Source organism: Mesorhizobium sp. WSM4813 (assembly GCF_055811555.1).
Genome location: NZ_JBVVQU010000021.1, coordinates 93676 through 113143, shown reverse-complemented (window position 1 = coordinate 113143; position 19468 = coordinate 93676). Strand labels below are relative to the sequence as shown.

Below are 19468 nucleotides of genomic sequence, written 5' to 3'. Positions count from 1 at the left end.
GCGATCCACCGAGGCGACGAAAAAGCCAATCCGCCGCAGCAAGGATAACGCTCGTGCCCTAAGTTAGCGCCTATGGGAAGCGCCCCCCTCTGTCCTGCCGGACATCTCCCCCACGAGGGGGAGATTGGCAGCTTCGACGCTGCAACCATCTTGCTCCGTTGGAGATTGGCGAAAGCCGGGATAACGGCCGATCTCCCCCCGTGTGGGGGAGATGTCCGGCAGGACAGAGGGGGGCGCCAAGGATCGCTACAGATCGCAACTGGTAGGCCGCGGACATCCGCATGAGGCCCTAATGCGCCTCTTCCCAATTGTCGGCGGCGCGGGCGTCGACGTGCAGCGGCACCGACATCGAGACCGCCGGCATCGCGGCGTTCTCCATCACATGGCGCACGACGGGGATCGTCGCCTCGACCTCCGCTTCGGCCGTCTCGAAGACCAGCTCATCATGTACTTGCAGCAGCATGCGGGCCGAAAGCTTCGCCTTTTCCAGCGCATCGTCCATGCGGATCATGGCGCGGCGGATGATGTCGGCCGCGGTGCCCTGCAGCCGGGCATTGATCGAGGCGCGCTCGTTGAAGGCACGGACTGAAGGGTTCGACGACCGTATCTCCGGATAGTGAATCCGGCGGCCGAAGATCGTTTCGACATAGCCGTATTCGCGGGCATAGGCCTTGGTCGCGTCGATATAGTCGCGGATGCCCGGGAAGCGTTCGAAATATTTCTTGATATAGGCGCCGGCCTCCTCGCGCGGGATCGACAGCTGGTTGGCAAGGCCAAAGGCGGAAATGCCGTAGATGATGCCAAAATTGATCGCCTTGGCGCGGCGGCGTATCTCCGAGGGCATGCCCTCGACCGGCACGTTGAACATCTCCGACGCGGTGATGGCATGGATGTCGGCGCCGTCGGCAAACGCCTGCTTGAGCTGCGGGATCTCGGCGACATGGGCGAGCACGCGTAGCTCGATCTGGCTGTAGTCGGCGGAAACCAGCTTGTTGCCCTTGTCGGCGATGAAGGCCGTCCTGATCTTCCGCCCCTCGATGGTGCGTACCGGAATGTTCTGCAGGTTGGGATCGGAGGATGACAGCCGTCCCGTCGTCGTCGCGGCAAGCGCGTATGAGGTGTGGACGCGCTTCGTATCGGGATGGACGAAACCGGGCAGCGCATCGGTATAGGTCGATTTCAATTTGGTCAGCTGGCGCCAGTCGACGATCTTGCGCGGCAGCTCGTGGCCTTCTGCGGCGAGGTCTTCCAGGAGCTGCGCCGAGGTCGACCATTGGCCGGTCTTGGTCTTGGAGCCGCCGGGCAGGCCCATCCTGCCGAACAGGATGTCGCCGAGCTGTTTTGGCGAGCCGATATTGATGCGTTCGCCGACGAGCTGGTAGATTTCATCCTCCAGCCGCGCGGCGCCCTGTGCCAGTTCGCCGGAGAGCCGCGACAGGATCTGCCGGTCGACGGAGATGCCGCGCTGCTCCATCCTTGCCAGCACCGGCACCAGCGGCCGTTCCAGCCGCTCGTAGACCGAGACAAGGCCCTTGGCGGCAAGCCTTGGCTTCAGCACCCGCCAGAGCCTGAGCGTCACATCGGCGTGCTCCGCGGCATAGGCCGTTGCCTTGTCGATATTGACCTGGTCGAAGCCGACGAAGCTTCTTCCAGAGCCGGCCAGCTCCTTGAGAGTAATGGTCGAGTGGCCGAGCCACTTTTCCGACAGAGCCGCCATGCTGTGGCCGCCGGACGTGCCTGCGTCGAGCACGTAGGAAATCAGCATGGTGTCGTCGAAGGGGGCGACATCGATGCCGTGGCGGCTCATGACGACAAGGTCGTATTTCAGCTCCTGCACGATCTTGAGAACCGACTTGTCCTCCAGCAACGGCTTCAGGATGCCAAGCGCCTCACGGATCGGGATCTGGTTTTCGACCATTCCGCCGCCGAGCAGGTCGCCATTGCCGCTTTTATGAGCGAGCGGCACATAGGCGGCGCGACCGGGCTCGGTGGCCATGGACAGGCCGATCAACTCGGCCCGCATCGGATCGGCTGAATTGGTCTCGGTGTCGAAGGCGACGATGCCGGTCTCCATCGCCTCGGCCACCCATGCCTTCAGCACTGCTGTGTCGCGGATGCAGACGTAGGAGCTGGTGTCGATCTTGCTGGCGGTGGCGTCCTCGAAGCGAAGCGCCGAGAGAAGCGAAGGGGTGTCACCTTCCTTGCGTTCCACCTTGACGGTGGCCGGCACCGCTTCCCCGGCCTCGTCTGTCACTGCGCCAGCCGCGCTTTCGGCGGCTACTGGCACGCCAAACCCGACATCGGGACCATGCGCGGTATCGGCGCGCTCGATAATGACGGGAACGGCCTCGACATCAGCCGCTTCCGTTCCGGTCGCTTCCGCCACGCGGCGGGTCAGCGAGGAGAATTCCATCGTCTTGAGGAAGCCGATCAGCTTTGGTCCGTCGGGCGGATGCAATACGAAATCGTCGAGTCCGCTGATCCCCGGCACGTCATTCTTCAGCGTCACCAGTTCACGCGAAATGCGCGCCTTGTCGGCGTTGGCAATGATCGATTCGCGCCGCTTGTCCTGCTTGATCTCGGTGGCACGGGCGAGCAGCGTATCGAGATCGCCGAACTGTTCCAGCAATTGCGCCGCGGTCTTCGGCCCGATGCCGGGCACGCCCGGCACATTGTCGACCGAATCGCCGGTCAGCGCCTGCAGGTCGATCATCTTTTCCGGCGGCACGCCCCATTTCTCGATCACCTCGGGAACGCCGATCTGGCGGTCCTTCATCGGGTCGTACATGGCGACCGAAGGGCCGACCAGTTGCATCAGATCCTTGTCGGAGGAAATGATGGTGGTGTCGCCGCCGGCTTCGCAGGCAAGCCGGCAATAGGTGGCGATCAGGTCGTCGGCCTCGTAGCCTTCTGTCTCGAGACAGGGCAGGTTGAAGGCCCTGGTCGCCTGGCGGATCAGGCCGAACTGCGGGATCAGATCTTCCGGCGGTGCCGAGCGGTTGGCCTTGTATTCGGGGTAGAGGTCGTTGCGGAAGGTTTTCGACGAATAGTCGAATATCACGGCGAAATGCGTCGGCACGATGCCGACATCGGTGTTGCGGGCGTCCTGCGTCAGTTTCCAGACCATGTTGCAGAAGCCGAGCACGGCACTGGTCGGCAGCCCGTCGGATTTTCGGGTCAGCGGCGGTAGCGCGTGATAGGCACGGAAGATGTAGCCGGAGCCGTCGACAAGGAAGAGATGATCGCCTTTTTTCATGGGACGAAGGGATAGCGCGGCGCGGCGTCGTGGTCCATGCCAAAGGCGGCCTCAACCACCGGTTCCGGCGACATCCCTGACAAGTCGATCCGATCACGGGTATGTTACGAAAGTGTAATCTTCGTGCCCTTGAATCGCCACGTTCGGAGACACAGATAAACGCCATCGGCATTTTTCGCCGAGGTCCGGAGCAAGGCCCGTCCCCCGCCTATCCCGGACACTTGCGGCAGCCTATCCCCCTCTCCGGGCTGCCGCATCGTTTCGAGTAAAGGCCGCCGTGGTTCCCCCTCCACCACGGCGGCATTTTTTTGCTCTTTGAAACCCGTGGTCCAACGACCGCCGGCTTTTCGTTTCTGCCTCGCAGCTTTAGGGTTGCCGCTCAGAATCGAAAGGCCTGATAAGAATGTCCAGAATTTCTCCCGTCCTCGACCGCCTCGACAACAACCTCGACGAGAGCCTGGAGCGCCTGTTCGGCCTACTCAGGATCAAGTCGATCTCGACCGACCCGACCTATGCCGCAGACTGCCGCAAGGCGGCGGAATGGCTGGTGGCGGAACTCAAGCTGATCGGCTTCGACGCCGGCGTGCGTGACACGCCTGGCCATCCGATGGTGGTGGCGCACCATGACGGGCCGGCGGGCGCGCCGCATGTCCTGTTCTATGGCCATTACGACGTGCAGCCGGTCGACCCGATCGAGCTTTGGGAAAGCGATCCGTTCGCACCTTCGGTGAAGCAGATCGAGGCCGGCCATCAGGTGATCACGGGACGTGGTTCGGCCGACGACAAGGGGCAGCTGATGACCTTCGTCGAGGCTTGCCGCGCCTGGAAGCAAGTGCATGGCGGGCTGCCGTGCCGCATCACAATCCTGTTTGAAGGCGAGGAGGAGTCCGGCTCGCCATCGCTGAAGCCGTTCCTCGAGGCAAATGCGGCCGAACTCAAGGCCGACTTCGCCCTTGTCTGCGACACCGGCATGTGGGACCGCGATACGCCGTCCATCTGCGTCGCTCTGCGCGGGCTGGTCGGCGAAGAGATCACGGTGAAGGCCGCCGACCGCGACTTGCATTCTGGTCTCTATGGCGGTGCTGCCGCCAATCCAATCCGCATCCTGGCCAGAATCCTGGCCGACATCCACGACAAGCACGGCCATGTCACCATTCCGGGGTTCTATGACGGTGTCGAGGAGACGCCTTCGCAGATCCTGAAGTCATGGGAGACGCTCGGCGAGACCGCCGAGACATTCCTTGGGCCTGTCGGGCTGTCGATCCCTTCCGGCGAAAAGGGCCGCTCGGTGCTCGAACTCACCTGGGCGCGGCCGACGGCCGAGTTCAACGGCATTATCGGCGGCTATACCGGCAAGGGGTTCAAGACGGTGATCGCGGCGGAAGCCTCGGCAAAAGTGTCCTTCCGCCTCGTCCACAAGCAGAATCCCCAGAAGATTCGCGCCGCTTTTCAGGCCTTCGTCAGGGAGCGCATCCCGGCCGACTGCTCAGTCGATTTCCACCCGCATGGCGGCTCGCCGGCGATCCAGCTTTCCTACGACTCGCCATTTCTTGCCAAGGCCAAGGACGCGCTGTCCGACGAGTGGCCGAAGCCGGCGGTGACGACGGGAAGCGGCGGCTCAATCCCGGTGGTCGGCGATTTCCAGACCTATCTCGGTATCGAATCGTTGCTGGTTGGTTTCGGGCTTGACGATGACCGCATCCATTCGCCGAACGAGAAGTACGAGATGAGTTCATTCCACAAGGGCCAGCGCTCCTGGGCGCGCATTCTCGATGCGCTGACACGCTGAGTGGGCGAGAATTCAACTTTCTGTTGATTTTTCATCGGATCGCGGCAAGGACGGGCTAAAGCGCGTCGCGTTTGATCTGCCTGATGCGACGCGCTTTAGGTTGTTGTTTTATGCATGTCGTTATCGCAAAACCGCTGCACACTTTTGCGCGACATGCATTAGAGCGACGCGCGTCCAGTCGCGACCGGAGAAGACGATGAGCGATATCCGCTTCCATAAGAACGATCTGCCGGGGCTCTTGCACTACGACGTCGGGGCGGTCGCCATCGACACGGAGACGCTGGGGCTCAATCCGCATCGCGACCGGCTTTGCGTGGTGCAGATCTCGCCGGGCGACGGTTCCGCCGACGTCATCCAGATCGCGCCCGGCCAGAAGAAGGCGCCGAACCTCGTCAGCCTGCTCAAGAACCGCAGCATAACCAAGCTGTTCCATTTCGGCCGTTTCGATCTCGCCGTGCTCTACCACGCCTTCGGCGTCATGCCGGAGCCGGTGTTCTGCACCAAGATCGCCTCGCGGCTTACCCGAACCTACACCGACCGGCACGGGCTGAAGGACATCTGCTTTGAGCTTCTCGGCGTCAGTCTGTCGAAGGCGCAGCAATCATCGGACTGGGCGGCGGAGACGCTGTCACCCGAACAACTCGAATACGCGGCCTCCGACGTGCTCTATCTTCACCAGCTGCGTGATGTGCTGACGGCGCGGCTGGCGCGCGACAACCGGAGCAAGGAGGCCGAGGCCTGCTTCCGCTTCCTGCCCACGCGTGCGAAACTCGACCTGATGGGCTGGGATGAGGCAGACATCTTCGCCCACAGCTAAGGTGAACCAGGTGTTGGCCGCGACGTTCTGTCGGTCCATGGAGGGGATGAAATGGCTGCCAGAAAACCAATCGAAACAGCGCCCAAGGATGGCTCCAAGGTCACCGTCTACTGGAAGGACAGCGACGGCGTGATGAACGAATCCATCGCGCAGTACCGGTCGCTCGACCGCCTGAAGGCGGCCGGCGGCGACTGGGACGAGAACGACACCGGCTGGTGGGCGTATACGGACGGCCATACGCAAAGGAAGATCGAACCGATCAGCTGGCGGCCTGCATCCGGGGATGATGACGACGAATGACGCCGCTGGCGGGGCCGGCATCTTTCCAATAGGTTGGACCTGTTGCAATCGGAGGTCGATTCGGAGCTCTCTGCTCCGCGATCATTCGCTCAGGAGGGATCTGCAATGGGTACTGAGAGCCTGCTTGTCTTCATCATCATCGGCGCCATCGCCGGTTGGCTCGCCGGCCTGATGGTCAAGGGTTTCGGCCTCGGTCTTGTCGGCAATATCGCCGTCGGCATTGTCGGTGCCTTCATCGCCGGCTGGCTCTTCCCAAGGCTGGGGTTCGCCATAGGCGGTGGTATATTTGCCTCCATCGTCCACGCCACGATCGGCGCGGTCATCCTGCTCGTGTTGATCAAGCTGGTGAAGCAGGCCTGATCCTCGAAGCACATCAAGGGCGCGCCATGAAACAGAACATGCTGTATCTCATCATCGGCGCGCTCGTCGTCGTGGTCATCGCGCTCGGCGTCTATGTCTATCGCGAGCAAACCAGGCCGGAGGGCGTGGAACTCAAGATCGACGACAAAGGCATTTCGATCCAGCAGAACTGAGTGCGCCGGGTTGGCGCGGCAAAGGTGCCGACGACCTACCCATCAGGCCGAAAATTGACGATAAGGCAGGGGCCGCTCCATCCTTCGACGCACCCGGAGAGAAGCCAAGCTGGATATGGAATGAGAGTGACGTATCGACACATCCGCGGTATGATCTTGATACAGGGAGTTTGGGGCCAACCCACCTACTATTAGGAGGTTGCCATGAGGCACCAAACACTGGACCAACTGCATACGGTGGCAAAGGTACATAGAGACCCAACACCTCCTGGAATGGATCGAACCCAACGTCTCGAACGTTGGTCAAAACTTCTTGAACGGCAGCCCGACCGACTCCTTACCGCGCTTATCGGGACCGAATATCGTTCGTCGCCCGAGCGCGAAAATATGCGTGGCGAGGGCTCGCCAATATCGGTTGCCTTCGAGGATCCGATCCTGCGCGATGAGGGGCTGAAAGACGACACCTATGGCGAAGCGAAGCGTTTCTTCGAATTGACCGACAATGAGCTCCACGAAATTGTCTGCTACTGCCATGTGGGCGAGACGATGCAATCATCCTGGGCAGCGCTTTCCGTTCGCGCTGCGATTGGTAACGAATGATCCGCCAGGGTTGAATGACTTTGTGACAAGGTCATCCGCCAATTCAATGGTTTAGAGCGCGATCGGACGCAAAACCTACTTTACCGGTCGCGCTCTAATGACGAGCATAGACTGCGGCTATCTTCATAGACGCGCGGCCAGGTTCGCGCCCACCAGAGGGCGGCGGGGTGAGAAATCGCCTGGATCTAGCGCTTCAGGATGCAGCCATAATTGGGCGAATCTGGTTCTCCCAGATCCGATAGCCGTCCCCGTTAAGGTGGACCCCATCGGTCGTGAACTCCGGCCGGAGGCTACGTTTCGGGAGAGGGATGCGTTGAGGTCCAGAAACCGGCAATTGGTGGCGTTTGAGCAAAGAGCCATGTGCGCGCTGTTCAACCGCTTTATTGCTGCGTTGTGAACCTCGCTGCTCGTAAACAACGGTGACTGGACAACGATGCTGTCCACATCCGCCAACCGTTCAATGATCTTGCCGTAGGATGTAGCGACGTCGTCAGGGCTAGCTGACCTGCTAATATCGTTTACCCCTAGCATGAAAAACGAGCCGGGGCTCTGCTGCCGTAATCTGGTCGAGCCTTAGGAGCGCGCTGTCGACGCGTTCACCAGATATGCCGCGATTGATTATTGACAGTCTGGGAAACATCTCCTGCCAATGGCCACTCGCAGTGAGAGAATCACCAAACATGACGATGTCGGCATGTCCTTGGAATTGACGGAATTCGTCGACTTTCGCTTGCCAGTGAGCGTTATCGGAGCGTGTTGCAAAGAGGGTCACTAGCAGCATCGCCAGCACTGTGCTGAAGATCAGCATCTTCTTCATGTCAACCTACCAAGGTAGTCATAGCTCGCTCCGTAACCGCTCGGTGGTCTTGCCATCGATCTTCATGGGCTTGTAGGTCATCAGCCGCTTCATCTGCCGCCAGCCTGGATGACGCCCCGCAAGGTCGCTGGCCACTCCGACATCAGCCAGACAGAGAAATATGACCGCGCTCGAGGCCGCAGACTGTTTTGCCGATGCCAGAATCAGGCGACGCGAACAGAGCGGTGACGGGCGGTAACAGATTTAGGAATTCGTATGGAATTTCAAAGGCCTGCTGAACGGTCATTTTAACCCGCCCTTAAATCGCCGCAACTACTCTTCACCCCGAACGCCATGGAGCGACGTGCGTCCGTTCGGAGGCACAATACGCTCTAGACTTTGAAGCTTCGCATCGTGCTTTCCGAAAATCGATTCCGATTTTCGGGCCGATGCGACAGGCATCGGGACAGACAGCACAGCGCATGGCGAACCGCAGAGACAGCCGCATCGAACCGAGCTTCGAGGGACCGCCACAGGCGAAATCCTCGGCCGGTTTTTCGGTGAGCGAGGAGGATCGCGTCGTGCCGAGCAACCGCAAGACCTCTGCAAAGCGCCAATCGGCCAAGACAAGATCGTCGCGTCGCGGACGCGGTAAAAGCCGGCGCGGCCTGTTCAGCGTGCTCGGCCGGTTGGCCTACTGGTGCTTCGTCCTGGCCATTTGGGGTGGCATCGCCACCGCCGGCATCGTCGTCTATTACGGTGCGAAAATGCCGGCGGCCACCACCTGGGCCATTCCCGACCGCGCACCCAATATCAGGATCGTCTCGGTCGACGGAAAACTGCTCGCCAATCGCGGCATGAGCGGCGGCGAAGCCGTCGGCCTGCATGAAATGTCGACCTATATTCCCGAGGCCGTCATCGCCATTGAGGATCGCCGCTTCTACTCGCATTTGGGCATCGATCCGATCGGTTTGTCTAGAGCCATGGTGGCCAACGTTCTCGGCGGGCGTTTTTCGCAAGGCGGCTCGACGCTGACCCAGCAATTGGCGAAAAACCTGTTCCTGACACCCGACCGCACGCTGGAACGCAAGGTGCAGGAAGTGCTTTTGGCGCTGTGGCTCGAGCAAAAGCACACCAAGGACCAGATCCTCGAAATGTATCTCAACCGGGTTTATTTCGGCTCCGGAGCCTATGGTGTCGAAGCGGCCTCACGCCGGTATTTCGGCAAGAGCGCGCGTGATGTCACGCTGTCCGAGGCTGCACTCCTCGCTGGCCTGTTGAAGGCGCCGTCGCGACTGTCTCCGGCGCGTGACCCGAAGGCGGCCGAGCAGCGCGCGCAGCTCGTTCTCGCCGCCATGCGCGACGAAGGCAAGATCAGCGCCAAGGAGTTGACCACTGCGATGACCGCGCCGGCGTCGCGGGTGGCATCCTACTGGACGGGCTCGGAAAACTATGTCGCCGACACCATCGTGGAAGAACTGCCCGACCTGATCGGCGACGTGCGCGGCGACATCATCGTCGACACCACCGTCGACCTCACGCTGCAGAAGCTCGCCGAACAATCGATCCGCCGGCTGATCGACGGGAGCGGCAAAAAGCTCAATGCCAGCCAGGGCGTGCTGGTGTCGATAGACAATTCCGGCGCGGTACGCGCCATGGTCGGCGGCTATGATTATTCGACTAGCCAGTTCGACCGCGCCTCGGAGGCGCGCCGCCAGCCGGGCTCGGCGTTCAAGCCCTTTGTTTACATGGCGGCGCTGGAGGCCGGCCGTACGCCCGACAGCGTGCGCAATGACGCGCCGATCAGAATAGGCAAATGGACGCCAACCAATTACGGCGGCAAGTATTTCGGCAAGGTGACGCTGGCGACGGCGCTGGCGAAATCGCTGAACTCGGTGGCCGCCCAGCTGACCATGGAAGTCGGACCTGACGCGGTCGTCGAGGCGGCGCATCGCATGGGTATCGGGTCCGACCTCACGGCCAATACCTCGATCGCGCTCGGCACCTCTGAAGTGACACCGCTGGAATTGACGTCGGCCTATGTCCCCTTCGCCAATGGCGGCTATCGGCCGGACGTCCATTTCATCCGCCGCGTGACGACAGCCGGCGGCAAGGTGCTCTACGACAATAATGACGGCGGCGCCCCGCGCGTCGTCAAGCCCGAGATCGTGGGGATGATGAATTCGATGATGACCGGCACCGTCGAAATCGGCACTGCCAGGAAGGCGGCCTTTGCCTGGCCGGCCGCCGGCAAGACCGGCACCAGCCAGAATTCGCGCGACGCCTGGTTCATCGGCTATACCGCCAATCTCACCACCGGCGTCTGGTTCGGCAATGACGATGGCGGTCCGATGAAGAAGGTCACCGGCGGCGCGCTGCCGGCGCAGGCCTGGCATGAGTTCATGGTCGCCGCGCACGAAGGCGTGCCGGTGCGGCCGCTGCCTGGAACATGGAGGTCGACGCCCGCGGATACGATCGTGCAGGACGAAATACCGTCCAACACCGCGCAACCGGCCCCGGTGCCGTCCGCGTCGGTTGGCCAATCCGCGCCGTCTGCCAAAAAAGCGTCATCGCCTCGCGCCGTGCGTCCCGCCGAAACGGTCGATGCCGCAGGCTTCGGCATGCCGGGCGGTGGCGGCACCACCGCATCGATCAAGCGCCCGGTGCCGCCCGGCGATGTCGGCGGCCCGGTCAAGAAGCGGCAGACCTCGATCCTCGACATCCTCACCGGCGGCTGACCCCCTCGTCATCGCTGCCGTGTTCCGCTACATCTCCCGTTTGGAGATCGCGAATGGCCGAAACCGACACCAGAAAGACCATCGTGCTGACCGGCGCCAGCCGCGGCATCGGCCACGCCACGGTCAAGCGCTTTTCACGAGAAGGCTGGCGCGTCATCACCTGCTCGCGCCAGGCCTTTGCCGAGGACTGCCCGTGGCCGGCCGGTCCGGAAGACCACATCAAGGTCGATCTCGCCGACCAGGAGGATGTCGGCATCGCGATCTCGGAAATCCGCCACCGGCTGGAGGCGCATGGCGGCCAGCTTCATGCGCTGGTCAACAATGCCGGCATCTCGCCGAAGCTCAAGGACGGCAACAGCCGCATGAATTCGATCGACACGCCGATGCATGTCTGGCGCGACGTGTTCCAGGTCAATTTCTTCGCGCCGATCATGCTGGCGCGGGGATTGTTTAGGGAATTGGCGTCGGCCAAAGGGTCGATCGTCAACGTCACCTCGATCGCCGGCACCCGGGTGCATCCCTTTGCCGGCACCGCCTATGCGACGTCAAAGGCCGCGCTCGGCTCGCTGACGCGCGAAATGGCGCATGATTTCGGGCCGCACGGCATCCGAGTCAACGCCATCGCACCCGGCGAGATCGACACGGCGATCCTGTCGCCGGGCACGGAAAAGATCGTCGAGACGATTCCACTACGGCGGCTGGGCACCACGGCGGAAGTCGCCGACATCATCTTCTTCCTGTGCTCGCAGCAGGCGTCCTATGTGACGGGCTCGGAAATCCACATCAATGGCGGCCAGCACGTGTGAGCGAACGCTGGCGATCGAGGGCTAAGCAATCGGTGCTTTCGGCTCTTTGGGCCCCTCTGCCTTGCCTTCCATCACCTCTTCCACAATCCCCCGCGCGATCTCGCGCTCACCCATGATGACGGTGTCGGCTCCGAGCCCCTTGAGATGCTCGACCTCGGCATCGGAATGGGCGCGGGCAATGACGTTGATCTTCGGGTTGGCGGCGCGGGCGCGTAGCACGATCTGTCCCGCCTCGAAGGCGTTGGGGATGGCGAGGATCAGCCGCTTCGCGCCCTCGGGATTGGCTGCGGCGAACACCTCGCTGTTCGCCGCATTGCCGGACACGGTTTCCATGTCGTCGTCCCTGAGCTTCGCCAGCGTCTTGTCGGCATCCTCGATGACGAGGAACGGCAGGGCGGCCTCCGTCAATGACGCGCCGACAAGGCTGCCGACACGGCCATAGCCGACCAGGATGGAATGGCCGGTAAGCGCTGTCCTGGGCGGAGGGCCGTCCTCTTTCACCGGCTCCGCAACCGAAGCCAGCTGGCCTGGCTCCGTCGCGGGGCCGATCGGCTTTGCCTCGTCGAGCGAGGCCGCCTTGCCGGCGCGCCTTTCCAGCCATGGTTTCATCCAGTCGACGGCAAGGAACATCAGCGGGTTGAGGACGATCGACAGGATAGCACCGGCGAGGATGAGGTCGCGTCCTTGTTCGGGCAGCAGCTTCAGCCCGACGCCGAGCTCGGCCAGAATGAACGAGAATTCGCCGATCTGGGCAAGGCTTGCCGAAATCATCAATGCGGTCGGGATCGGATAGCGGAAGGCGACGACGATAGCGAAGGCCGCCAGCGATTTGCCGATGACGATGATGACCAGTGTCGCCAGGATCGGCCAGCCATTGCTGATCAGGCTGAACGGGTCAAACAGCATGCCGACCGAAACGAAGAACAGCACGGAAAACGCGTCGCGCAGCGGCAGCGATTCCTCGGCCGCTCGATGGCTGAGCGCCGATTCGCTCATGATCATGCCGGCGAAGAAAGCGCCCAACGCCAACGAGACGCCGAATAGCTTGGCCGCGCCGAAGGCGACGCCGAGCGCGATGGCCAGCACCGCCAGCCGGAACAATTCACGCGACCCGGTATGGGCGACGTAGTGCAGGATCCAGGGGATGACCCGGCGGCCGACCACCAGCATGACGACTACAAAGGCGGCGACCTTGGCCAGCGTGATGCCGACGACACCCCAAACGCCGTAGCTCGCCGGCAGCGACAGCAGGCCGCTGCTATGGATCTCCACCGGCTCCTGACCGCCCAGCACACCGGCCAGCGCCGGCAGCAGTACCAGCGCCAGCACCATGGCCAGGTCCTCGACGATCAGCCAGCCGACAGCAATGCGGCCGCGCTCCGTCTCGATCAGCCGCCGTTCCTGCAAGGCACGCAACAGCACTACGGTCGAGGCGACGGAAAGCGCCAGCCCGAAGACCAGCCCCGCGCCCATCGACCAGCCGAGCATCCAGGCAAGAGCGGCGCCGAGCGCTGTCGCGAAGCCGATCTGCACGATGGCGCCGGGCACGGCGATGGCGCGGACCGACAACAAGTCCTTCAGCGAGAAATGCAGGCCGACGCCGAACATCAACAGGATCACGCCGATTTCGGCCAGCTCATTGGCAAGGCCGGCATCGGCGACGAAGCCAGGCGTGTTCGGCCCGACAAGCACGCCGGCGATGAGGTAACCGACCAGCGGCGGGATGCGGAAGCGATTGGCAATTGCGCCGAAGACGAAAGCCAGCCCCAGACCGGCGACGATTGTGGCGATAAGGGGCGTGTCATGCGGCATGGTCTATGGAGCGCCTTTCAAAAATCACGATGTCGGATATGCACCGCCGAGGCAGCCGCCTTTGCAATATGGCGGCTCGGATGGCCGCGAGGCAACCCGCAAATGCCATGAAATCCACGACAGGGATGACAGAAGGCGAGCCGCCTCGGGGGGTTGCTGCAAAAGAAGGGCCTGAGCGCCTTGATGCCGCGATCAGGCCGCCTGCAGCAGGTTTTCGATGTCGACGATGGTGTGGTTGGTCAGCGTCTTCGGAATTTCCACTGTGATTTTCTCGGCAACTTCCTTGTGCAGTTTTCGACGCATGTCGCCCAGCACCTGCGGCGGTGCGATCAGCACCATCTCCTTGAAGGCGCCGCGATGCGCGAGCTTGTACAGCCGCTCGGCAATTTCGTCGGCAAAACGCTCCTTGCCGAGTCTATGCCAGTCAGTGTCCTCGACTGCGCTACGGTGGGCGGAAGGGCCGTCGCTGTAGCGGCCGGGGCGGTCCGAACCTTGCTCTCGCGTCGCCGGATTTGCCTGTTCCATTTCCTGCACGACCTGAAGGTCGGGATATTGGGTGTCACCATGGTTCTCGAGGAACAGCGCCTTCTCGCCGTCGGCCACCACGATCCACAGTCCGCGTTTCAGCTTGAGGTTATCCACGGAGCGCTCCTTTTTTCTGTTTTTCATGGTTCTCTAGGCCCGTCTCTGGAGCCATTGCCGCAGCTGAACAGCCATGCTCGGATTCGCAGGGCAAACGCGCGCCAAGGCAGGAATGTTCCGGTGTTCAGCCCATCGCAGCTTTAGTCAAACTAGATTGGTATAATTTAGAAAAAAGTGTTTTGTAACATGTCTCACTTGTCGCTAGAACGGCCGCAGATCAAGGCTCGCAACAGCGGTGTGGATCCGCTCCACTCGTGGGTGTGGAATTTTTTTCTCCTGCCTCCAGTGCTTGCGGAAAAGCGATTGCTTCGCACGAAGCGATGCGCGAGTGCGTTCCTTCTGCTTTTTCGCGCTCGCGCGTAGAACTGAAAGCGAATTCAGGATTCCGCTCGCCATGCCGCAGGCCACCGCCAAGCTCAACGCCTTTCCCGTCTTCATGCGGGTCGAGGGCGAAACCGTTGCCATCGTCGGCGACGGCGAGGAGGCTCTGGCCAAGGCGCGGCTGATCGGCCAGTCGAGCGCCGTGCTGCGCATCATAGCCGATGCCGCCGAGGCCGAGTTGCTGGCCTTCATCGCCGCGAATGGCGCCGTCCACATCGCTGCCGCCTACGATGCCGCGCATCTTGAAGGCGCGGTGATGGTGTTTGCCGCCAGCGGCAATGAGGCGCTCGACCGGCGCGTTGCCGAGGATGCGCGCCGGCTGGGCATTCCGGTCAATGCCGTCGACCGGCCGGAGCTGTGTGATTTCTTCACCCCGGCGCTGGTCAACCGCGCGCCGGTCGCCATTGCCATCGGCACCGAAGGGGCGGGCCCGGTGCTTGCTCAGATGCTGCGCAGCCGCATCGACCGCATGCTGTCGCCGTCGCTTGGGCCGCTTGCTTCACTTGCCGCCTCGTTGCGCGGCACCGCTGAGAGATTGCTGCCGAAAGGCAATGCCCGCCGCCGCTTCTGGAGCGTCTTTTTCGGCGGCGCACCGGCCCGCGCCATGGACGCCGGCCAGCTTTCGCAGGCGCATGACGCGGCCGTCGACCTGTTGCTTTCGAATGCGCCGGCATCGGGCCACATCTCTCTGGTCGGCGCGGGTCCCGGCGCTGAGGACCTGCTGACGCTGCGCGCTCACCGCCTGCTGATGGAAGCCGATGTCATCGTCCATGATGCGCTGGTGCCGGAGGCGATCGTCGCCATGGGCCGTCGCGACGCCGAGCGTCTGCCGGTGGGCAAACGCAAGGGCTGCCACACCAAGATCCAGGCCGAGATAAACGCGCTGCTGATCGAACTTGGCCGCGATGGCAAGCGCGTCGTGCGGTTGAAGTCCGGCGATCCACTGGTGTTCGGCCGGGCGGGCGAGGAAATGGCGGCGCTGCGCGATGCCGGCATTGCCTATGAGGTGGTTCCGGGCGTCACCGCGGCCTTCGCCGCCGCCGCCGATTTCGAGTTGCCGCTGACGCTGCGCGGCGTGTCGTCGTCGATGGTGTTCACCACCGGCCACGACCTCAAGGGAAATTCGCTGCCCGACTGGGCCAAGCTCGCCATTTCCGGCGCCACGGTCGCCGTCTATATGGGCCGCTCAGTCGCGGCCGAGGTTGCCGGCCGGCTGATCGAGGCTGGCCTGTCGCCGGATACGGCGGTCGCCGTGGTCGAGAATGCCAGCCTTGCCAACCGCCGCCGTTTCCACGGCACGCTGGCCGACCTGCCGTCGCTGGAGGCCCGCGCCGACCTTACCGGCCCGGTCATGACGATCATCGGCGATGCAGTCGCCGGCGCCAACTTTGACCATTCCGAGCCGCTTGCGGCGCACAGGCATGAGGGCGCGCCCCAAACAGCCGCCGAAGGAGCTGAACGATGAAAGTTCTGACCGCAAACCGCCTGACCGACGGCGAGGCCGTCTGGTACGCCAATGGCGGCTGGGCCGAGACCATCGACAATGCCGATCTCGCCCATGACAAGGCGGCTGAAGACCGACTGGAGGCGATCGGCGCCGCGGCCTATGCCAACAATGAAGTGGTCGACGTCAATCTGATCGACGTGACCGTCGCCAATGGTGTGGTCGAGCCGGTCCGGCTGCGTGAAAAGATCCGCGCCGCCGGCCCGACCAACCGCAACGACCTGGGCAAGCAGGCCCGCCCGGAAGCCGCCCGGGCGGCGTAAACGACTATTATGAATAAACGGGCGGACGCGCCCGGAAAGACCAGAACATGTACCGTTACGATGAGTTCGATCACGATTTCGTCCAGGCCCGCGTCGCCGAGTTCAGCGATCAGGTCGCGCGGCGGCTTGCCGGCGAGATCACCGAGGATCAATTCCGGCCGCTGCGGCTGATGAACGGCGTCTACCTGCAGTTGCATGCCTACATGCTGCGCATCGCGGTGCCTTACGGCACGCTGAACAGCAAGCAGCTGCGCATGCTCGGCCACATCGCACGCAAATACGACAAGGGCTACGGCCATTTCACGACGCGCCAGAACGTCCAGTTCAACTGGCCGGCGCTGTCGGACATTCCGGCGATCCTGGCCGATCTGGCGAGTGTCGAAATGCACGCCATCCAGACCAGCGGCAACTGCATCCGCAACGTCACCGCCGACCACTTCGCCGGTGCCGCCGCCGACGAGGTGGCCGATCCGCGCCCCTATGCGGAAATCCTGCGCCAATGGTCGTCGGTGCATCCGGAGTTCTCGTTCCTGCCGAGAAAATTCAAGATCGCGGTGACCGGTGCCGAGCGCGACCGCGCCGCCATCCAGACGCATGACATCGGCCTGCATTTGAAGAAGAACGCTGCCGGAGAACTCGGTTTCGCCGTCTATGTCGGCGGCGGCCAGGGCCGCACGCCGATGATCGCCAAGAAAATCCGCGACTTCCTGCCCGAGGCCGACCTTCTATCCTACTGCACGGCGATCCTGCGCGTTTACAACCTCTACGGCCGCCGCGACAACAAATACAAGGCACGCATCAAGATCCTCGTCCACGAGACGGGGGTCGAGGAGATCACCCGTCAGGTCGAGGCCGAATGGCAGGAGCTGAAGGATGCGGATCTAAAGCTGCCGGAAGCCGACATCCGCGCCATCGATGCCTATTTCGCGCCACCGGCGCTGGCCGACCGGCCGGAAGGCGACGAAGCTGTCAAGCTTGCCCGTCTCGATTCCAAGGGCTTTTCGGAATGGCTCGATCAGAACGTGGTGACCCACCGCCATCCCGATTATGCCGCCGTGACGATTTCGCTCAAGGGCATCGGCGAAGCGCCGGGCGATGCCTCCGACAGCCAGATGGAAGCGATCGCCGACCTCGCCGAGAAATATGCATTCGATGAGCTGCGCGTCAGCCACGAGCAGAACCTGATCCTGCCGCATGTCGCGCGCGCCGACCTCAAGGCGGTCTATGACGCGCTGGTCAACATCGGACTGGCGACGGCCAATTCCAACCTGATATCAGACATCATCTCCTGCCCTGGCCTCGATTATTGCGCGCTGGCCACGGCGCGCTCCATTCCGGTAGCACAAGAAATCTCGCTTCGTTTCGCTTCGCTCGAGCGGCAGCGCGAGATCGGTGAATTGAAGCTGAAGATTTCCGGCTGCATCAACGCCTGCGGTCATCACCATGTCGGCCATATCGGCATCCTCGGCGTCGAGAAGAAGGGCGCCGAACTCTATCAGGTCACGCTCGGCGGCTCGGCCGACGAGAACACCTCGGTCGGTGAGATCATCGGTCGCGGCTTCAGCTCGGCAGAGATCACCGACGCCATCGAACAGATCGTCGAGACCTATCTCGGGCTTCGACTGGACAGAACCGAAAAATTCATCGACGCCTACCGCCGTGTCGGTCCCGCGCCGTTCAAGGAGGCGCTCTATGCTGGCGAAGCCAAGGCCGCTTGATCGTATCGTCGACGTCGAGGCCGGCATCGCCGCCGAAGCGGCGGGGCTCGATGCGCTCTATGGTCATCTGAAGCCGCTTGAGATCATCGAGCGGTCGGCCCGGGAGTTCTTTCGCGGCGAAATCGCCGCGGTTTCGTCCTTTGGCGCGGATTCGGCGGTGCTGCTGCACATGATCGCTAAGATCGACCGGACTTTGCCGGTGATCTTCCTCGACACCGGCAAGCATTTCGAGGAGACGCTCGGCTATCGCGACGCGCTCGTTGCCGATTTCGGGCTGACCGACATCCGGGTGATCACGCCTGAAGAAGCGGCGCTCGAACGGATCGATCCGACCGGCAATCTGAACGAGACCGACACTGACGCCTGCTGCGACGTCCGCAAGGTCGAGCCGCTGGCGCGGGGCGTTGAGCCGTTCCGCGCCTGGTTCACCGGCCGCAAGCGTTTTCAGGCGACGACGCGGGCAGCGCTTCCGGTGTTCGAGGCGGTCGGTTCGCGCATCCGCATCAATCCGCTGGCGCATTGGACGACCGCTGACCAGGCCAACTATATGCGCGCGCATGCGCTGCGTGAAAATCCGTTGGTTGCCTATGGCTATCTGTCGATAGGCTGCTTCCCATGCACGCAGCCGGTGCAGCCGGGCGAGGACGCGCGCAGCGGCCGCTGGGCAGGGCACGCCAAGACCGAGTGCGGCATCCATTTGTCGGGGCTGGAAAAGTCGCTGACCGACGCATCGCTTTAGAGTATGTTGATATTCAGCCGGCCTGCGAACGGTGCTTCCTGCGCTTCCGGTGCTCGCGTACTCTAAGTACGCTCCGCTCCGGTTCTCGGAAGCCACCCAGTCTGGTCGCTTCGCGCCCGCCTTCGACTCCGGCTCGGCCTGACCTGGATCTCGACACACCCTAGGATTGTTTTGGACTTTAGGAATTTTTTGATGACCGAGCCGACACTGAAGACCGTTACCCGCCTGTGGACCCCGAATGGTTTTCGCGAAGACGAGTGGGTTCATGCCGAGAGTGCTGATGCGCTGTCCGGCAATGGCCGCTTCATTCTGCCGCTGCAGGCGTTTCTCGACCTCGACCCAGCGGTGCGCCGGTCGGCGAAGGAACGCCTTGGCGTGCTGCTTCAGCCCGGTGACCAACTCGAAAAAATCGCCGACCTGCTCGACCAGATATCGTTGGTGGCATTGGCCTTTCCGGCTTTCAGTGACGGCCGTTCCTTCTCCAAGGGCGAATTGCTGCGCAGCCGCTACCATTTCGAGGGCGCGGTCCGCGCCACCGGGCAGGTTCTAGTCGACCAGCTTCCGCATATGCTGCGCCTTGGCTTCGACGAGTTCGAAGTGTCAAATCCAGTGTTGCTGAAACGGCTCGAGGAAGGCCGCACCGGCGGTCTGCCGCTCTCGTATCAGCCGACCGTGAAGCCGGAGGCCAAAGGTCCCAAATATTCCTGGCGGCGGGTGCGCGCGGGCTGATCGTCTCCACGGAGCAGGTCGCATCTGGTCGGACCACTTTGCAGA

Annotated in this window: 18 protein-coding genes; 13 read left to right on the top strand and 5 right to left on the bottom strand. The window is 62.6% G+C overall.

Annotated features, from left to right (window positions below):
• Positions 1 to 289: 289 nt before the first annotated feature.
• Complete coding sequence (gene polA, locus AC0L25_RS14775; protein WP_473596168.1) at positions 290 to 3256, bottom strand: DNA polymerase I; 2967 nt, start codon at positions 3254 to 3256, stop codon at positions 290 to 292.
• Positions 3257 to 3659: 403 nt separating this feature from the next.
• Here polA and AC0L25_RS14770 point away from each other — a divergent pair, with 403 nt between their 5' ends.
• The 6 genes from AC0L25_RS14770 to AC0L25_RS14745 all read left to right on the top strand — a co-directional run bounded on the left by AC0L25_RS14770 (position 3660) and on the right by AC0L25_RS14745 (position 7295).
• Positions 3660 to 5045 carry a M20/M25/M40 family metallo-hydrolase gene (locus AC0L25_RS14770; protein ID WP_473596167.1) on the top strand — a complete coding sequence of 462 codons (1386 nt, stop codon included), beginning with the start codon at positions 3660 to 3662 and terminating at the stop codon, positions 5043 to 5045.
• A gap of 196 nt (positions 5046 to 5241) precedes the next feature.
• Entirely contained in the window at positions 5242 to 5862 is a 621-nt protein-coding gene (locus tag AC0L25_RS14765) for a ribonuclease D (protein WP_473596166.1), read from the top strand.
• A 51-nt stretch (positions 5863 to 5913) separates the two neighbouring features.
• Complete coding sequence (locus AC0L25_RS14760; RefSeq protein WP_095496888.1) at positions 5914 to 6162, top strand: hypothetical protein; 249 nt, start codon at positions 5914 to 5916, stop codon at positions 6160 to 6162.
• A gap of 105 nt (positions 6163 to 6267) precedes the next feature.
• Positions 6268 to 6522: a GlsB/YeaQ/YmgE family stress response membrane protein gene (locus AC0L25_RS14755; protein ID WP_473596165.1), complete on the top strand. Its 255-nt coding sequence runs from the start codon at positions 6268 to 6270 to the stop codon at positions 6520 to 6522.
• A 26-nt stretch (positions 6523 to 6548) separates the two neighbouring features.
• Positions 6549 to 6695: a hypothetical protein gene (locus AC0L25_RS14750; RefSeq protein WP_473596164.1), complete on the top strand. Its 147-nt coding sequence runs from the start codon at positions 6549 to 6551 to the stop codon at positions 6693 to 6695.
• A 204-nt stretch (positions 6696 to 6899) separates the two neighbouring features.
• The gene (locus tag AC0L25_RS14745) at positions 6900 to 7295 is read left to right on the top strand and encodes a hypothetical protein (RefSeq protein ID WP_473596163.1); all 396 of its coding nucleotides are present in this window, start codon (positions 6900 to 6902) and stop codon (positions 7293 to 7295) included.
• A gap of 508 nt (positions 7296 to 7803) precedes the next feature.
• Here AC0L25_RS14745 and AC0L25_RS14740 read toward each other — a convergent pair.
• Complete coding sequence (locus AC0L25_RS14740) at positions 7804 to 8112, bottom strand: hypothetical protein (RefSeq protein WP_473596162.1); 309 nt, start codon at positions 8110 to 8112, stop codon at positions 7804 to 7806.
• A 142-nt stretch (positions 8113 to 8254) separates the two neighbouring features.
• Positions 8255 to 8398, bottom strand: coding sequence for a hypothetical protein (locus tag AC0L25_RS14735; protein ID WP_473596161.1), 144 nt, complete (start codon positions 8396 to 8398; stop codon positions 8255 to 8257).
• A gap of 175 nt (positions 8399 to 8573) precedes the next feature.
• Here AC0L25_RS14735 and AC0L25_RS14730 point away from each other — a divergent pair, with 175 nt between their 5' ends.
• Positions 8574 to 10829: a transglycosylase domain-containing protein gene (locus AC0L25_RS14730; RefSeq protein ID WP_473596160.1), complete on the top strand. Its 2256-nt coding sequence runs from the start codon at positions 8574 to 8576 to the stop codon at positions 10827 to 10829.
• A gap of 53 nt (positions 10830 to 10882) precedes the next feature.
• The gene (locus AC0L25_RS14725) at positions 10883 to 11635 is read left to right on the top strand and encodes an SDR family NAD(P)-dependent oxidoreductase (protein WP_027153080.1); all 753 of its coding nucleotides are present in this window, start codon (positions 10883 to 10885) and stop codon (positions 11633 to 11635) included.
• A gap of 21 nt (positions 11636 to 11656) precedes the next feature.
• Here the strand turns inward: AC0L25_RS14725 and AC0L25_RS14720 are convergent, their stop codons facing one another.
• A complete protein-coding gene (locus AC0L25_RS14720; protein ID WP_473596159.1) occupies positions 11657 to 13447 on the bottom strand; it encodes a cation:proton antiporter domain-containing protein in 1791 nt (596 codons plus the stop codon).
• A 192-nt stretch (positions 13448 to 13639) separates the two neighbouring features.
• On the bottom strand, positions 13640 to 14089 hold the full coding sequence (locus AC0L25_RS14715) for a baeRF12 domain-containing protein (RefSeq protein ID WP_473596158.1): 450 nt from the start codon (positions 14087 to 14089) through the stop codon (positions 13640 to 13642).
• A 394-nt stretch (positions 14090 to 14483) separates the two neighbouring features.
• On the opposite strand from AC0L25_RS14715, the gene cysG reads away from it, so the two are divergent.
• The 5 genes from cysG to AC0L25_RS14690 all read left to right on the top strand — a co-directional run bounded on the left by cysG (position 14484) and on the right by AC0L25_RS14690 (position 19423).
• Positions 14484 to 15935 (top strand): siroheme synthase CysG, encoded by a 1452-nt coding sequence (cysG, locus tag AC0L25_RS14710; RefSeq protein WP_473596157.1) that lies wholly within the window; start codon positions 14484 to 14486, stop codon positions 15933 to 15935.
• Positions 15932 to 16237 carry a DUF2849 domain-containing protein gene (locus tag AC0L25_RS14705; protein ID WP_473596156.1) on the top strand — a complete coding sequence of 102 codons (306 nt, stop codon included), beginning with the start codon at positions 15932 to 15934 and terminating at the stop codon, positions 16235 to 16237. Before cysG ends, AC0L25_RS14705 begins: the two co-directional genes overlap by 4 nt.
• A 47-nt stretch (positions 16238 to 16284) precedes the next feature.
• A complete protein-coding gene (locus tag AC0L25_RS14700; RefSeq protein WP_473596155.1) occupies positions 16285 to 17955 on the top strand; it encodes a nitrite/sulfite reductase in 1671 nt (556 codons plus the stop codon).
• The gene (locus AC0L25_RS14695; protein ID WP_473596154.1) at positions 17930 to 18694 is read left to right on the top strand and encodes a phosphoadenylyl-sulfate reductase; all 765 of its coding nucleotides are present in this window, start codon (positions 17930 to 17932) and stop codon (positions 18692 to 18694) included. The genes AC0L25_RS14700 and AC0L25_RS14695 overlap by 26 nt, the downstream gene beginning before the upstream one ends.
• A 192-nt stretch (positions 18695 to 18886) precedes the next feature.
• Positions 18887 to 19423 (top strand): DUF934 domain-containing protein, encoded by a 537-nt coding sequence (locus AC0L25_RS14690; RefSeq protein WP_473596153.1) that lies wholly within the window; start codon positions 18887 to 18889, stop codon positions 19421 to 19423.
• Positions 19424 to 19468 lie beyond the last annotated feature (45 nt).